The 15,013-nt window shown below is 39.9% G+C and carries 23 protein-coding genes and 2 pseudogenes; all 25 read left to right on the forward strand.

Features of this window, described 5'->3' with window-relative positions:
• Nucleotides 1-146 precede the first annotated feature (146 nt).
• The 25 genes and pseudogenes from rplC to recO all read left to right on the forward strand — a co-directional run bounded on the left by rplC (nucleotide 147) and on the right by recO (nucleotide 14,877).
• Nucleotides 147-761 (forward strand): annotated as a pseudogene (rplC, locus tag WC639_04055) (50S ribosomal protein L3).
• Nucleotides 762-948: 187 nt separating this feature from the next.
• Nucleotides 949-1,635 (forward strand): 50S ribosomal protein L4, encoded by a 687-nt coding sequence (gene rplD, locus WC639_04060; protein ID MFA6306954.1) that lies wholly within the window; start codon nucleotides 949-951, stop codon nucleotides 1,633-1,635.
• 5 nt (nucleotides 1,636-1,640) lie between these two features.
• Nucleotides 1,641-2,111 carry a 50S ribosomal protein L23 gene (gene rplW / locus WC639_04065; GenBank protein ID MFA6306955.1) on the forward strand — a complete coding sequence of 157 codons (471 nt, stop codon included), beginning with the start codon at nucleotides 1,641-1,643 and terminating at the stop codon, nucleotides 2,109-2,111.
• 137 nt (nucleotides 2,112-2,248) lie between these two features.
• On the forward strand, nucleotides 2,249-3,082 hold the full coding sequence (gene rplB / locus WC639_04070; protein ID MFA6306956.1) for a 50S ribosomal protein L2: 834 nt from the start codon (nucleotides 2,249-2,251) through the stop codon (nucleotides 3,080-3,082).
• Nucleotides 3,083-3,092: 10 nt separating this feature from the next.
• Nucleotides 3,093-3,419, forward strand: coding sequence for a 30S ribosomal protein S19 (gene rpsS, locus WC639_04075; GenBank protein MFA6306957.1), 327 nt, complete (start codon nucleotides 3,093-3,095; stop codon nucleotides 3,417-3,419).
• Nucleotides 3,420-3,452: 33 nt separating this feature from the next.
• Nucleotides 3,453-3,779, forward strand: a pseudogene (gene rplV / locus WC639_04080) (50S ribosomal protein L22).
• A 278-nt stretch (nucleotides 3,780-4,057) separates the two neighbouring features.
• A complete protein-coding gene (gene rpsC, locus WC639_04085) occupies nucleotides 4,058-4,744 on the forward strand; it encodes a 30S ribosomal protein S3 (protein MFA6306958.1) in 687 nt (228 codons plus the stop codon).
• A 1-nt stretch (nucleotide 4,745) separates the two neighbouring features.
• A complete protein-coding gene (rplP, locus tag WC639_04090) occupies nucleotides 4,746-5,153 on the forward strand; it encodes a 50S ribosomal protein L16 (protein ID MFA6306959.1) in 408 nt (135 codons plus the stop codon).
• A 2-nt stretch (nucleotides 5,154-5,155) separates the two neighbouring features.
• Entirely contained in the window at nucleotides 5,156-5,341 is a 186-nt protein-coding gene (gene rpmC / locus WC639_04095; GenBank protein MFA6306960.1) for a 50S ribosomal protein L29, read from the forward strand.
• A 4-nt stretch (nucleotides 5,342-5,345) separates the two neighbouring features.
• Complete coding sequence (gene rpsQ, locus WC639_04100) at nucleotides 5,346-5,609, forward strand: 30S ribosomal protein S17 (protein ID MFA6306961.1); 264 nt, start codon at nucleotides 5,346-5,348, stop codon at nucleotides 5,607-5,609.
• Nucleotides 5,610-5,630: 21 nt separating this feature from the next.
• Nucleotides 5,631-6,002, forward strand: a complete 372-nt coding sequence (gene rplN, locus WC639_04105; protein MFA6306962.1) for a 50S ribosomal protein L14 — start codon at nucleotides 5,631-5,633, stop codon at nucleotides 6,000-6,002.
• Nucleotides 6,003-6,130: 128 nt separating this feature from the next.
• Nucleotides 6,131-6,463 carry a 50S ribosomal protein L24 gene (gene rplX / locus WC639_04110; protein ID MFA6306963.1) on the forward strand — a complete coding sequence of 111 codons (333 nt, stop codon included), beginning with the start codon at nucleotides 6,131-6,133 and terminating at the stop codon, nucleotides 6,461-6,463.
• A 5-nt stretch (nucleotides 6,464-6,468) separates the two neighbouring features.
• Nucleotides 6,469-7,008, forward strand: a complete 540-nt coding sequence (gene rplE / locus WC639_04115; GenBank protein MFA6306964.1) for a 50S ribosomal protein L5 — start codon at nucleotides 6,469-6,471, stop codon at nucleotides 7,006-7,008.
• Nucleotides 7,009-7,014: 6 nt separating this feature from the next.
• Nucleotides 7,015-7,200, forward strand: a complete 186-nt coding sequence (locus tag WC639_04120) for a type Z 30S ribosomal protein S14 (protein MFA6306965.1) — start codon at nucleotides 7,015-7,017, stop codon at nucleotides 7,198-7,200.
• A gap of 36 nt (nucleotides 7,201-7,236) precedes the next feature.
• Complete coding sequence (gene rpsH, locus WC639_04125) at nucleotides 7,237-7,647, forward strand: 30S ribosomal protein S8 (GenBank protein MFA6306966.1); 411 nt, start codon at nucleotides 7,237-7,239, stop codon at nucleotides 7,645-7,647.
• Nucleotides 7,648-7,786: 139 nt separating this feature from the next.
• Complete coding sequence (gene rplF, locus WC639_04130) at nucleotides 7,787-8,335, forward strand: 50S ribosomal protein L6 (GenBank protein ID MFA6306967.1); 549 nt, start codon at nucleotides 7,787-7,789, stop codon at nucleotides 8,333-8,335.
• A 134-nt stretch (nucleotides 8,336-8,469) separates the two neighbouring features.
• Nucleotides 8,470-8,844 (forward strand): 50S ribosomal protein L18, encoded by a 375-nt coding sequence (gene rplR, locus WC639_04135; GenBank protein ID MFA6306968.1) that lies wholly within the window; start codon nucleotides 8,470-8,472, stop codon nucleotides 8,842-8,844.
• A 136-nt stretch (nucleotides 8,845-8,980) separates the two neighbouring features.
• Nucleotides 8,981-9,658, forward strand: a complete 678-nt coding sequence (gene rpsE, locus WC639_04140) for a 30S ribosomal protein S5 (protein MFA6306969.1) — start codon at nucleotides 8,981-8,983, stop codon at nucleotides 9,656-9,658.
• 4 nt (nucleotides 9,659-9,662) lie between these two features.
• Complete coding sequence (rplO, locus tag WC639_04145) at nucleotides 9,663-10,106, forward strand: 50S ribosomal protein L15 (GenBank protein MFA6306970.1); 444 nt, start codon at nucleotides 9,663-9,665, stop codon at nucleotides 10,104-10,106.
• A 36-nt stretch (nucleotides 10,107-10,142) separates the two neighbouring features.
• Nucleotides 10,143-11,414, forward strand: a complete 1,272-nt coding sequence (secY, locus tag WC639_04150) for a preprotein translocase subunit SecY (GenBank protein MFA6306971.1) — start codon at nucleotides 10,143-10,145, stop codon at nucleotides 11,412-11,414.
• 215 nt (nucleotides 11,415-11,629) lie between these two features.
• Nucleotides 11,630-12,148 carry a hypothetical protein gene (locus WC639_04155; GenBank protein MFA6306972.1) on the forward strand — a complete coding sequence of 173 codons (519 nt, stop codon included), beginning with the start codon at nucleotides 11,630-11,632 and terminating at the stop codon, nucleotides 12,146-12,148.
• Between the two features lie 2 nt (nucleotides 12,149-12,150).
• The gene (locus tag WC639_04160; GenBank protein ID MFA6306973.1) at nucleotides 12,151-12,813 is read left to right on the forward strand and encodes a nucleoside monophosphate kinase; all 663 of its coding nucleotides are present in this window, start codon (nucleotides 12,151-12,153) and stop codon (nucleotides 12,811-12,813) included.
• Nucleotides 12,810-13,622: a type I methionyl aminopeptidase gene (gene map / locus WC639_04165; protein ID MFA6306974.1), complete on the forward strand. Its 813-nt coding sequence runs from the start codon at nucleotides 12,810-12,812 to the stop codon at nucleotides 13,620-13,622. Before WC639_04160 ends, map begins: the two co-directional genes overlap by 4 nt.
• Entirely contained in the window at nucleotides 13,615-14,010 is a 396-nt protein-coding gene (ruvX, locus tag WC639_04170) for a Holliday junction resolvase RuvX (GenBank protein MFA6306975.1), read from the forward strand. Before map ends, ruvX begins: the two co-directional genes overlap by 8 nt.
• 147 nt (nucleotides 14,011-14,157) lie before the next feature.
• Entirely contained in the window at nucleotides 14,158-14,877 is a 720-nt protein-coding gene (recO, locus tag WC639_04175; GenBank protein ID MFA6306976.1) for a DNA repair protein RecO, read from the forward strand.
• The last annotated feature ends 136 nt before the right edge of the window (nucleotides 14,878-15,013 follow it).

Genomic DNA, 15,013 nt, shown 5'->3' on the forward strand with positions numbered 1-15,013 from the left:
AAAATAGTTAATATAATAGCGAGGTAAAATTCAACAAAAATCAGTAAAAAATTAAATTCTGCATTAGTGCGAATTAATTTAGGCTAACCGCCGAGCGCGGTTTATAACTGGTTTGTTGAAAAAACCGGTTTTATTTTATAAAAAATATGAAATTTATTATAGGCAAAAAAATTGAAATGACCCAGGTTTGGCAGGGCGAAAAAGTAATCGCCGTGACCAAGATTCAAGCCGGGCCATGCCCGGTAGTGCAGTTAAAGACTACCGCTAAAGACGGCTATAGCGCGGTTCAGCTTGGTTTTGGCGAAAAGAAAGAAAAAAATATCAGAAAACCGCAGTTAGGCCATTTTAAAAAAGCTAAAATTTCCTCTAAAGATGGAAAAACCAATTTAAGGCATTTATGCGAATTTAGAGATGAAATTAAAGATTTAAAAATTGGAGATATAGTTTCATTGGATACTTTTGAGGTTGGCGATACGGTGAAAGCAGTCGGCACTTCAAAAGGCAAGGGTTTTCAGGGCGGCGTCAGGCGGCATCATTTTCATGGCCATAACGCCACACATGGCACTAAGGACCAGGTTAGAACCGGCGGATCAATCGGCGCCGGCGGCCCGCAGCACGTTTTTAAAGGCTTAAGAATGCCGGGGCGCATGGGCAATTCACGAGCGACTGCCAGTAATTTAAAAATCGTTCAAATAGATAAAGCCAATAATATTTTATATATTAGCGGCGCTGTTCCGGGCGCGAGAAACGGCTTGGTTTTAATTTCCGGCGAAGGGGAGTTGAAAATTGTAAAACCGATTGTTGAAGAAATAAAACCGGAAGTGAAAATAGAAGAAACTGTAAAAACTGAAACCGTGGAAGAGAAAAAAGAAGTGCCAGTAGAAGTAAATAAGAACAGTTAATTATAATAAATCTGGATTCCCGCTTTCGCGAGAATGACAAAAAGGTATGTCAATTAAGATAAAAATTTATAATCAAAATGCTGAAGCGGCCGGGGAAATGCAACTTAGCCTTAAGGTTTTTGGCGTGAAAGTTAATAATGATTTGATACATCAGGCCGTTGTAACCCAGATGGCTAACGAAAGGCAGGTTATCGCCCACACTAAAGATAGAAGCGAAGTCAGGGGCGGCGGTAAAAAGCCGTGGCGCCAAAAAGGCACCGGCCGGGCGCGCCATGGTTCAAGCCGATCTCCGATTTGGATTGGCGGCGGAGTAACTTTCGGCCCAAGAAACGACAGAAATTTTAAAATGAGAATCAATAAAAAAATGAAGCAAAACGCTTTGCTGATGGTTTTATCCGATAAAGCGGCCGGCGATAATTTTATAGTATTGGATAAATTGGCAACCGCTGAATTCAAAACCAAAATTTTTGATAAAATTATCAGCGGGTTTGAAAATAAAATTTTAAAGCCGGTTAAAGATGTTAAAGCCGGCGCTAAGAAGAAAGACGTTAAAAGAAGTTTTCTGATAATCGTTGATAAAGGCGATGAAAAATTAAGCTGTTCGGCCAGGAATTTGCCCGGCATTAAATTAATGAACACGGATAATCTTAATATAGTTGATTTATTAAAATACAAGAATTTAATTTTAAATAAAGCGGCGGTTGAAAAATTAACCGAAAGATACGGTAAATAAAAACTATGGGTTTATTTAATAAAAAAACTGAAATTAAGAAACAGTCGGCGGCTAAAATCGCTAAGGTTAGCGATGCAAAAAGCGCGGTAAAAACAGGAGTGGAAACTAAAAGCATGAAAGATCTATATGGCGCGGCTGAAGCGGGAAAAGCTAAATCGACGGCTAAGCCAAGCGAAAAAAAATCAGTTTTTGGCAATGCTTATAAAATAATCATGAAACCTTTAGTTACGGAAAAAGTAAGCGGCTTAGGCGCTTTGAATAAATATGTTTTTGCCGTGGCTAAAAATGCCAACAAAATTGAAGTAGCCAAAGCGATTAAAGAAATTTACGGCATCAAGCCGGTTGGCGTAAACGTAATTAGGATGAGCGGTAAAAAAGCGCGCTACGGCCGGATTAGCGGCCAAAGAAAAGATTGGAAAAAGGCTATTATAACTTTGCCTAAAGGCGAAACGATTAAAGTTTACGAAGGCGTGTAACCTTTAAAAACTTTTTCAGAAAAAGTTTTTCCCCCTCCGGGGATAAATAATATTTTCAAAAAATATAACGTATCAAGTAAAAATTTAATAGCGGACAAGGTCCTACTGCCATTAAATTTTTATTTGATATAATAAATATGGGGATAAAAAAAGTAAAACCTACATCACCAGGCAGAAGATCGGCCACCTTCGATGATTTTTTGGATATTACCAGAACCGAACCGGAAAAGAGCTTGATTATCATAAAAAAGGGCCAAGCCGGCAGAAACAACCAAGGCAAGATCACGGTCAGGCATCAGGGCGGCGGCGTTAAAAGATATATCAGGCAGATTGATTTTTTCAGGGATAAATTTGATATACCCGGAAAAATTATGTCTATTGAATATGATCCTGGCCGCGGCGCCCGCATCGGCTTGGTAAATTATAAAGACGGGGCGAAAAGATATATTATTATGCCTTTAGGCCTTAAGGTTGGCGATGAAATATTAAGTTCAAAAAATCAAATTGAAATAAAAACCGGCAATGCCATGCCGATTAAATTTATTCTGCCGGGCATAGAGGTTAATAATATAGAGCTAGAGCCGGGCCGAGGCGCCAAAATCGCTCGTAGCGCTGGAGATTTGGTTTTTGTCATGGGCACTCTGGGAAATTACGCGCAAATCAAGATGCCTTCAGGAGAAATCAGATTGGTTAATAAAGATTGCCTTTGCACTGTCGGACAGGTTTCCAATCCTGATAGAAGGCATATTACCATAGGGCGAGCTGGAAGGCAGAGGCTATTAGGCATTAGGCCGACGGTTAGAGGCACGGCCATGAATCCGGTTGATCATCCTCATGGCGGCGGCGAAGGCAAACAGTCTATCGGCTTAAAGCATCCAAAAACCAGATGGGGCAAACCGGTCTTTGGCGTTAAAAGCAGAAAAAATAAAAAAAGATCAAATAGATTAATTATCCAAAGAAGGAAAAAATAATATATAATATATGTCCAGATCACTTAAAAAGGGGCCGTACATAAACGAAAGATTATTAAAAAAGATAAAAGCCTTGCGCCCCGGCGACAAGACCATAATTAAGGTTTGGGATAGGTCTTGCACGGTTACGCCGGAAATGGTAGGCTTTACCATTGGCGTGCATAACGGCAAACAGCATACCCCGGTGTTTGTAGTGGAAAATATGGTTGGGCATAAATTAGGAGAATTTTCGCCGACCAGAAAGTTTGTCAGCCACGGCGGCAAGATGGCTAAAGATCAGGCTAAAGAAGAGGCTCCGGCCGCTCCGACCGCTCCGACCGCTAGAGCAAAAAAATAAACATAACGATATAATTTAGAATATATTTATAATATGGAAGTTAAAGCAAAAGCAAAATTTATCAAGATGTCTCCGGCTAAAATACGCTTGGTAGCTAATTTGATTAAGAAAATGCCGGTTGAAAAAGCTTTAAATCAGCTGCAGTTTATTAATAAGCTGGCCAGCGGCCCGGTGGCCGTATTAATTAAATCAGCCATGGCTAATGCCGAGCATAATTTTGAATTGGCTAAAGATAATTTATTTATAAAAGAATTAAGAGTTGACGAGGGGCCGACTTTAAAACGTTCAATGCCTCGGGCGCATGGCCGAGCGACGCCGATCAGAAAAAGAACCAGCCATATTAATTTAATTTTAGGTGAAATTAAGCCTTCGGGCGCTGTCAAAGCCAAAAAACAAGTTATTGCCGCGCCGATAAAGTTAGAGGCGCAGCCTAAAAAAGAGCCGGCAGTTAAATTAAAAGAATCGGTTAAAGCGGAAACGGCTGAACCTAAAGATGATGCCGCTAAAGAAAAGGGTAAAGTAATAGTTGATCCGCGGATGGAAGGCCGTGGCGGACACGCCAAAATTGAAGGCGGCAAAGGTTTTACCACTAAAATATTTAGACGCAAAAGCGGATAATTAATTGTAAAAAGTTATATATGGGACACAAAGTAAATCCAAAAGTTATTAGGCTGAATATTACTAGGACCTGGCCGTCCAAGTGGTTTGGCGTTGGAAAAGTTATGATTAAAAATCTGGAACAGGACGTCAGAATAAGAAAATTTTTATTTGCTGAATTGCGCGAAGCCGGGTTGGACAGGGTTGAAATAGAAAGAAGCGGCCATAAGGTTAGTATCGGGGTATTTACGGCCAAGCCGGGTATTATTATCGGCCGCGGCGGCAGCGGAGCCGGAGATTTAAAAAAGAAATTGCATGATAAATTTTTAAAGAATTTCAGATTAGCCGATATAAATTTAAATATTACGGAATTTGACAGGCCGAATTTAAGCAGTATGATAATCGCCCAAGCCATGGCGATTGACATTGAAAAAAGAATGCCGTTCAGGCGCGTTATGAAGCAAGCGATTAATAAAGTGGAGCGGGCCGGCGCTTTAGGCGTGAAAGTTGTTGTTAGCGGCCGGCTTAACGGTTCGGAGATCGCCCGCACGGAGATGTTGACTTCAGGCAAAGTTCCTCTGCATACTTTAAGAGCTGATATTGATTTCGCTAAAACCACGGCCAGGACTACTTACGGCGCTATCGGCATAAAATTTTGGATATACAAGGGAGATATTTTTAAAAAAGAAGAAGCCGGTAAAGGCGAAATAGTCGGGGAGAAAAAATAATATGTTAATGCCAAAGAAAACAAAATGGAGAAAAATGCATAAGCGCCGCCGGGGCGGGAAAGCCACCCGTATGATTAGCGTGAGTTTCGGCGATTATGGGCTAAAGAGTTTAGAGGCTTGCTGGATATCTTCAAGGCAAATTGAATCGGCCAGAAAAGTTTTAACTAAATATATTAAAAAAGGCGGAAAAATTTGGATTAGAATTTTTCCCGATAAATCGGTGACGGTCAAAGGCGGAGAGATTCCTATGGGTAAAGGCAAGGGAGCGGTTGATCATTACGTTGCCATAGTTAAGCCAGGCATGATAATGTTTGAAATGACCGGCGTTAACGAAGCTGAAGCTAAAGAAGCTATGAGAATGGCTGCCTATAAGCTGCCGGTTAAATGCAAATACGTAACTAAGCTATAAATATGGAATTTAAAGAATTAAAAAGTAAAACCGAAAAAGAGTTAAAGCAATTTCTAGGAGAATCCCGAGACAAATTGAGGGATTTGCGTTTTAAAGATGCTAATAAGCAATTAAAAGATGTTAGAGAAATAAGAGAAATAAAAAAAATAATTGCCAGAGTTTTAACATTATTAAGCAAGAAAAATTAATTATATGGCGGATATTAAGCAAGACAATTTTAAAAAAGAAGTTATTAAGCGCAAATTCAACGGCGTGGTGGTTGGCGATAAAATGGATAAAACCAGGGTAGTTTCGGTTGAATCGGTAAAAATACATCCGATGTATAAGAAAAGATATAAGGTTAACAGAAAATATAAAGTGCATGATGAAAAAAATTTATATAAAACAGGAGATAAGGTGCGGTTTCAAGAATGCCGTCCGCTAAGCAAAGATAAAAGATGGCGGATGATATATTAATAAGTAATTAGCGTATATTTTATGATACAAGTACAGACAATAGTAAAAGTCGCGGATAATAGCGGCGCCAAAAGAGTTATGTGCGTTAGGGTGCTCGGCGGCTATAAAAAACGCTATGCCCACGTCGGAGAAATAATTACCGCCGCGGTTAGAGAAGCCGCGCCTCATGCCGCCATTAAAAAAGGCGACGTGGTGCATGCCGTTATTGTCAGAACCAAAAAGGAAATCAGGCGATCGGACGGAGTCTATGTGCGTTTTGATGAAAATGCCTGCGTGATTATAGATAAAGAAAAAAAAGAGCCTAAAGGCACAAGAATTTTTGGACCGGTGGCCAGAGAATTGAAGCAAATGGGGTTTTTAAAAATTGCCTCGCTGGCGCCGGAAGTACTGTAAAATAAATGATTGGCCTAAATTTATAAAATTTTCTACTGCGGAACTCGCCCGAGATTACTCGGCCTCAAACAGTCCTCGCACGAAAATTTTACAAATTTAGCCCAATCATAAAAGCAAGAATTAAATTTATGAAGATAAAAAAAGGCGACAAAGTAAAAATTTTAGCAGGTAAAGACAAAGGCAAAATTGGTAAAGTTTTGCAGGTTTTCGAGTCGGCCAATCGAGCCAGCGTTGAAGGCTTAAATCTTTTAGTTAAGCATATGCGGCCGAGAAAACAGGGAGAAAAAGGGCAAAGAATAGAATTCCCGGCGCCGATTAATTTATCAAATGTTATTTTAGTTTGCACAAAGTGCGATAAGCCGACCAGAGTCGCTTATAAATATCTGGAAGTAGTAAAAAATGACATTAAACAAAAAAAGAAAGTTAGAATCTGCAAAAAATGCAAGCAAGTAATAGATTAATTTATATGAATTTAAAGGAAAAATATAAAAAAGAAATAGCGCCAAAAATGACAGACAAGTTCGGTTATAAGAATTTGCTGGCCGTACCTAAACTAACCAAAGTAGTGATTAATTCCGGCGTGGGCAGAAACGCTAAAGATAAGAATTTTATAGATAGCGTAATCAGCAGCCTGGAAAGAATTAGCGGCCAGAAGCCTATGGCGACTAAATCCAAGCAGTCAATTTCCGCCTTTAAAACCAGAAAAGGCATGGTTATCGGCGTGGCCGTAACTTTACGCGGCCAGAGAATGTTTGATTTTGTGGAAAAATTAGTTAACATAACTTTTCCGAGAATCAGGGATTTTAGAGGCATTAACGCCAAACAGGTGGACAACCATGGTAATTTAGCGGTAGGTTTTAAAGAGCATATTGCTTTTCCGGAGATTGAAGCCGACGAGGTGGATAATATTCACGGGCTTCAGGTTTGTCTTTCTACGACCGCTAAAACTTATGAAGAAGGCTTGGAATTATTTAAATTAATGGGTTTTCCGTTTAAAGCGGAATAATATTTTATGGCCAGAACAGCATTAATCGTAAAATCGAAAAAGACACCAAAATTTTCCACGAGGATTGTAAGGCGTTGCTGGCGTTGCGGCCGCGACCATGGTTTTATGAGAGATTTCGGCCTTTGCCGTATTTGCTTTAGAGAGTTAGCCTCTAATACGGATATACCGGGAGTAACCAAATCTTCATGGTAAATATTTTATTTTTTATTTTTTATTTTTTATTTTAATATGACGGATCCAATAGCAGACATGTTAACAAGAATAAGAAACGCCCAGGCCGTAAATATCCAAACGGTTGTTTTACCTATGAGTAAGATCAAGCACGGCATCGCTAAGATACTGGAGGCTGGCGGCTGGGTGGAAAAAGTTGATATTGTTAAAACCGAAAGTAAAAAGAACTCAAGCTCGATTTTTAACGAGATTAAGATTGATTTAAAATATAGAAACGGCCAGCCGGCGATTACTTCTTTAAAGAAAATAAGTACGCCGGGCCGCAGGATTTATGCCAATAAAAATGAATTACCGAGAGTTTTAAATAATTTAGGCATAGCGATTATTTCCACGCCGCGCGGATTAATGACTAATAAAGAAGCTAAAAAGCAGGGCATCGGCGGGGAAGTGATTTGCGAAATTTACTAAGTAAAACATGAAGATTTAGGTAGATTTTATAAAATTTTCTACTGCGGAACTCGGCTGAGATTACTCAGCCTCAAACAGTCCTCGCACGAAAATTTTACAAAATCTACCCAAATCAAATATATAGATAAATAATAAACTTATGTCACGTTTAGGAAAATTACCAATAGAATTGCCGGCCGGAACTCAAGCCAGACTTGATGATGGTTTTATAATTGTTAAAGGGCCGAAAGGCGAGCTTAAAACTAAGATGCATGAAATTATAAAAACAGAAATAACCGATAAAGAAATTAAATTATCCATTGATGATCAGACTATCGGTAAAAATAAAGCTTTATGGGGGCTGTTCAGAAGTTTGATTAAAAATATGGTAGTCGGAGTTAACGAGGCGTATACTAAAAAATTGGAGATTAACGGCGTTGGTTATAAGGCGGCGGTAAGCGGCGATAAGTTAACTTTAAACGTCGGTTATTCTCATCCGGTAATTTATAATTTGCCGGCCGGCATAAAGGCTGAAGTCCAGGCTAATATTATTGTTATTAACGGCATTGATAAGCAGTTAGTCGGTGAAGTCTCGGCGCAAATCAGGAAGATTAGGAAGCCGGAGCCTTATAAAGGCAAAGGCATTAAATATAGCGAGGAAATATTAAGGCGTAAGGCCGGTAAGACCGCCGGTAAGGCCGAAAAGTAAACATATATGCTTGGGCTAAATTTATAAAATTTTCTACTGCGGAACTCGCTCCGCTATTGCGGAGCTCAAACAGTCCTCGCACGAAAATTTTACAAATTTAGCTCAAGCGATAACATAAATATAGAAAGTATTATATGGATATTAATAAAATTAAACAAAATAAAAGGCTTAGGCGCAAAGGCAGAGTTAGAGCAAAAGTTAGCGGCACGGCCGTTTGCCCGAGATTAAGCGTTTTTAGGTCTAATCGCGGAATTTACGCTCAAATCATCAATGATGAAATTGGCAAGACTTTGGTTGCCGTCAGCGCCGGAGAAATAAAAAAGAAAGACCTGCCTACCGGACAGGCAGGCAAAAAAATTGCCGTAAGTTTGGAGTTGGGAAAATTGATTGCTTCCAAAGCTATAGCTAAGGGTATTGGCCGGGTTGTGTTTGACCGCAACGGCTATAAATATCATGGCCGAGTAAAAGCTTTGGCCGAGGGCGCTCGCGCCGGCGGTTTAAAATTTTAAAGCTTTAAAAACTTTTTTAGAAAAAGTTTTCCCCCTCCGGGGATAAATAATATTTTCAAAAAATATAATGTATCAAATTAAAATTTAATAGCGGGTAAAGCCCTATGGCCATTAAATTTTAATTTGATGATAAAATATGGAAGATATAAAAAAACAACAAGAAATTACAGATAGCCAAGCGGTGCCGGCGGCGGAGCCTAAGGTTAATAATGCCATGCCTGCGCCAACATCAACATCAACTATTGAAGGCAGAAATAGCGGCGGTTTTTCCGACAGAAAAAGAAATTTTAAAGGCAAAAGAGGCGCCGGCCGCGGCCGGGGCGACGGGGGTCTGCCGGAAGAATTTGAGCAAAAAATGATTGATATCGCCCGCGTTACCCGCGTTATGGCCGGCGGTAAAAGAATGCGCTTCAGGGCTTGCGTGGCTATCGGCAATAAGAAAGGCCGAGTTGCCATCGGCTTGGCTAAAGGCGCCGATGTTACCGGAGCCGTGACTAAGGCCGTTAATAAAGCTAAAAAAGATTTTATTGACATACCGATTGTTAACGAAACCATCCCCCATGAAATTTATCAGAAATTGGGCGCGGCTAAAATTTTATTCAAACCGGCTAAAAAGGGCCGAGGCATTATCGCCGGCGGCGCCGTTAGAATTCTTCTGGAGCTTTCCGGCATAAAAAATATTACCAGTAAAATATTAGGCACCGGCAATAAAGTCAATAATGTAAAATGCACGATTGAAGCGCTGAAAAATTTAAAAAGGCCGGTCAAGCAGGAAAATAAGAATAATAACGACAAAGCGCAGAATTTAAAATAACCATATGTCTTTATCACTTTCTACAATCAGGCCGGCTCGCGGCTCGGCTAGAAATAAAAAAAGAATCGGCAGAGGCAACGCTTCTGGCCATGGTTCTTATAGCACTCGCGGGATAAAAGGCCAAAGGTCAAGAAGCGGCGGCAGAAATAAATTAAGAAGATTAGGCTTTAAGCAGATATTGGCCGCTACGCCGAAGAACAGGGGCTTTAAATCAGCTAAGACTAAAAATCAAGTTGTTAATCTTAAAGATTTAAACGATAATTTTTCCGCCGGCGCTAAAATCAACGCCGCTAGCCTGTTTAAAGCCGGTTTAGTGCAAACCGTTCAGGAAAAAATAAAAATTTTAGGCCAGGGCGAACTAACTTTAAAAAATTTGGAATTTGAAGGAGTTAAGGCAAGCGATAGTGCTAAGCTGCAGATTGAAAAAATGGGCGGAAAAGTGATATAATTGAAAAGGCGGGAATTATATATAGCAATACAAACTATGTACGATAAGCTAATACAAATTTGGAAAGCGCGCGATTTGCGCTATAGCATACTTTTTGTTTTAGGCATGCTGGCTATTTTCCGCTTGGCCGCGCATATTCCGGTTCCCGGAGTCGATACCCAGGCGCTTAAAGATTTTTTCGCTTCTAACCAGATTTTGGGCCTGATGAATATATTCGCCGGCGGCGGCATGACTAATTTTTCCATTGTCATGATGGGCGTCGGACCATACATTACTTCTTCAATTATTTTTCAGCTTTTAGCCATGATTATTCCGAAGCTGGAAGAGATGAATAAAGAAGAAGCCGGACGCCAAAAGGTTAATATGTGGACTCGCTGGATGACCGTGCCTCTGGCCGTTTTAGAAGCTTACGGCATGATTACACTACTCCGCCGGTCATCGCATTTAATTTTAGGCGATATCAGCCCGTTTGATTTATTTGCTATGATTATGACCGTGGCCGCCGGTACGGTTTTTTTAATGTGGCTGGGCGAATTAATGACCGAGAAGAAAGTCGGCAACGGGATTTCCTTGTTGATTTTTGCCGGCATCGTTTCTGGGCTGCTGCAAACCGCCCAGCAGGTAATAGTTACCTTTGACCCGTCAAAGCTCTATGTGATTTTAGGCTTTTTAGCTATCGCCATTATTACCGTAGTCGGCGTGGTAGTAGTTAATGAGGGCCAGCGCAATGTGCCGGTGCAATATGCCAGGCAGATTAGGGGCAACCGCATGTTCGGCGGCACTTCAACGCATTTGCCGCTTCGCGTTAATATGGCCGGCGTCATCCCGATTATTTTTGCCATTTCCGTAGTAATTTTTCCGCCCATGATTGCCCAATTTTTTATACACGCGCGTACGGCTTTTATCGCTAGCGCCGCCCAGTGGACTATCGGTTTTTTTCAAAATCAATTAGTCTACGCGATTTTATATTTTTTGTTGGTTTTTGCTTTTACTTATTTTTATACCGAGGTTATTTTTCATCCGACCCAGATTGCGGAAAATCTGCAGAAGCAAGGCGGTTTTATCCCGGGGATTAGGCCGGGGCGCCATACTAGCGAATATTTAGCCAATACTACGCATAAAATTATATTTGTCGGCGCTTTATTTTTAGGCATTATTGCCATCTTGCCTTTGATTTTAAGATATTTTACCGGCATCCAATCTTTAACTATCGGCGGCACATCTCTCTTAATCGTGGTCTCGGTGGTTATTGAAACCGTTAAACAGATTGAATCGCAGTTGACTATGCGGGAGTATGAAGGGATGTAGATAAAAAATAAATATTTTACCTGATTTGGTCAGATTATTTTTCCTGCTTAGACGAAATTTGATCTCCCTGCGGTCGCTACAATTTCGTATGCGCGATAAAAATAATCTGACCAAATCAGGTTTTCTGATAATATTAGAAAATCCCATGCTAATGGGGTTTTTTGTTTGGTTAAATTGTGATATAATAAGGCTATAATAAGTTTAATTTTAAATATATGGCTCAAAGACTCGGGCTTTATGATCTTAATAAAAAATTATCGGCTTATAAATTAGCTAGATCAGTTGGAGGCTTAAATTTTAAGCCAAGTAAAGGCTCTGGCGATGCTCTCCGAGGCATACAGAGAGGAGCAAATTTAAAAAAAACTTTAATCAATATCGCAAAGGGAAAATCGGCCTATACATTTGAAAGAGAATTAAAATTAAAATATGGTATCGCTGGTTCGCAGGCTTATAAGAGACAAGGAATAATGAAATTAATCCAAGGCAGTAAAAAAAGCGGTTTGACTCCCGAACAAATAAAAAGAAATTTAAATTATAGCCAGCAAAAAGACAAGTTGACTGAAGAGGAAACTGAAACACATTATGCCAGTAATGTGATTACTACCAAGTCTATCGGCGTTTCTAATGTGCAAAAAAAAGAAAAAGACATGGGCATGGGCAGAATGACCAGACCGGTCGGATATGCCGGCGGACAGACTAATAAGCCCACCATAGGCATAAATTCTAAATCTTAAGTATGTCTAAAAAAATTATTATTTTTTTCGGCCCGCCCGGATCGGGTAAAGGCACGCAGGCGGAAATGCTCGCGAAAATTACCGATTGGAAAAAAATTTCCACCGGTGATTTATTCCGCGCTGAAATCGCGGCCGGAACTAAATTAGGTAAATTGGCGGATAAATATATTAAGGCCGGGAAATTAGCGCCGGACAAAGTAACTATAAAATTAGTTGAGCAGGGCTTAAAGCAAAAAGCTTCCGGTTTTATTTTTGACGGTTTTCCCAGAAATCGGCGGCAATTAAAGGATTTATTGGTCGTCTTTAAAAAGGCGCTTAAGAAAAACGATCAAGTTTACGCTATTGAAGTGGCGGTTGGCGATAAAGAAGTTAGAGAACGCTTAAGCCAGCGCCGCTTGTGCGCTTGCGGGAAAGTTTATCATCTGGTTTATAATCCGCCGATTAACGCCGGAGTTTGCGATATCTGCGGCGGCAAGCTTTTTATCAGAAATGACGATAAGCCGAAAGTTATTGCCGGCAGGCTAAAACTTTATCATAACGAGAGCGAACCAGCGCTTGACTATTGGCAAAAACAAGGTAAACTTATAAAAATTGACGGCGAGCAGGCGATTAAAAAAATACATGAAGAAATAGCGGGGAAATTAAAAGAATTGAAGTTGCTATGATTACCATTAAAAAAGACAATGAAATAGAATTATTACGCCAAGGTGGAAAAATTTTAGGGCAGATATTAAAGCAACTAATGGCTGAAGTAAGGCCGGGCGTAAGCACAGGCCATTTAGAGCAAATGGCTGATTTTTTAATTAAAAAAGCCGGCGGCCGGCCCTCTTTCAAAGGTTTTAAATCCGATAAAGACGATAAGCCTTATCCTACTGTTTTATGCGCCTGCATTAACAATGAAGTCGTGCATGCGCCGTCTTTGCCGCCCAAAGAGTTAAAATCAGGCGATATTATTAATATTGATATAGGCATGGAATTTCCTTTTTATCCTAAAGTTTTATCCGGCAAAGCTGTAAAAAAAGGCTATTATACGGACATGGCGGCCACGATCGCGGTCGGCAAGGTTAGCCGGGAAGCGCAAAAGTTAATTAGAGTGGCAAAGCAGGCGCTGGCTTTAGGCATAAAAGAAGTTAGGCCGGGCAATAGCTTGAACAATATCGGCAAAGCGATTGAGCGATATGTTAAGGCTAATAATTTTTCCATAGTGCGCGATTTAGTCGGCCATGGCGTCGGTTATGATTTGCACGAAGATCCGCAGATACCTAATTTTGATTTGGACTATAATAAAAAAATAATTTTAAAACCGGGCATGGTTTTAGCCATTGAGCCCATGGTTAACGCCGGTGATTGGCGCGTTAAAGAAGGGGAAGACGGCCTGACGATTTTAACGGCTGACGGCAGTTTAAGCGCGCAATTTGAGCATACGGTTTTAGTGACCGAACAAGGCTATGAGATATTAACAAAATATGAGTAATAAATTAACGAAAATATATTTAGGCATTGATTGGGGCGAAAAGCGCATTGGTTTGGCCTTGGCCGACGGCGAAACTAAGCTGGCTACGCCGTTTAAGACCGTGGCGAACGCGGAAGAAGTGGCTCGGGCGGTGGAAAGCGAGCGAATAGATATAGTGGTCGTTGGCCGGCCGGTGCGGATTATTAATTATGAGTTAGAAATTACAAATAAAAAGTATAATGAATTTATTGATAATTTAAAGAAAAAAATAAATGTACCGGTTGAATTAGTGGACGAAAGATTGTCCAGCAAAGCGGCGGACGCTTTGCCTGGCGATAAAAAAACCAAATCAAGTCGAGACGAAATAGCGGCGATGCTAATTTTGCAAAGTTATTTGGATAAAATTTAGAAAATAGTGTTAATATATACAGATAAAGTCAGTTAAAATTAATGATTTTTTTCGTTGCGCCTGCCTGCCGGCAGGCAGGGAACTCGCTGCGCTCAGACAGTCCTCACTTCAAAAAATAATTAATTTTAACTGACTTTTTATAAATATATGGAAGAAACTTTTAATATAAAAGCGATAATTTTAAATCGCAAGCCGTTTTCCGAAGACGGCTCAAAGGTTACGGTTTATTCTGAAAATCTAGGCAAGCTTGAATTAGTGGCGCGGGGGACAAAAAAAATAAAATCAAAAATGGCCGGCCATTTAGAGCCGATCGGCTTAGTTGAAATTATGGTGGTTCGCGGCAAGCGGTATAATTACATCGGCGCCGCTGTTAGCGAGGATTGCTACGCGAAGATAAAAAATGATTTTGCTAAAATAAAAGCCGCGGGCGAAGCCATAAAAGTTTTTAATTTAATCGTTAAAACAGGCGAGAGCGATCCGGATATTTTTTATCTGTTAAAAAGCTATTTTGATTTTTTGAATAATGCCGGCGTTAAGGCGGATTATGATTTATTAGCTCAATTGTTTATTTTTAAATTATTAATTAAGCTGGGGCATAAGCCGGAGCTATATAATTGCGTTAATTGCCGCAAAAAAATTCCGCCGTTAGGCAATAAATTTGATTTAGCTAAAGGCGGCTTGGCTTGCGCTAAATGCCTGCCTGAATTGGGGAGAGCCCACCAGTTGGCTATTTCAGAAAATTCCATCAAGATATTAAGGCTGGCGGATAAGAGCGATTTTAAAGAGTTGGAAAAAATCAGCCTAGATGGCAATATAAAAAAAGAAGTTATAAATATTATCAGTTTATTTTTTAAATATAGTTTTTAATAATATTAAGGAGCTTTAAGGTTGCTATGGCTATTTAGCTCTTTTTTCTTGCTTAAATTAAAAAAATAAGCTAATATTGAAGAATAACAAGGTTAGCCATGAACTAATTAATTTTTATTTTTTATCTAATATTAGA

The organism is Patescibacteria group bacterium (genome assembly GCA_041662965.1).
Lineage (GTDB): Bacteria > Patescibacteriota > Patescibacteriia > Patescibacteriales > GWC2-42-12 > JACPHD01.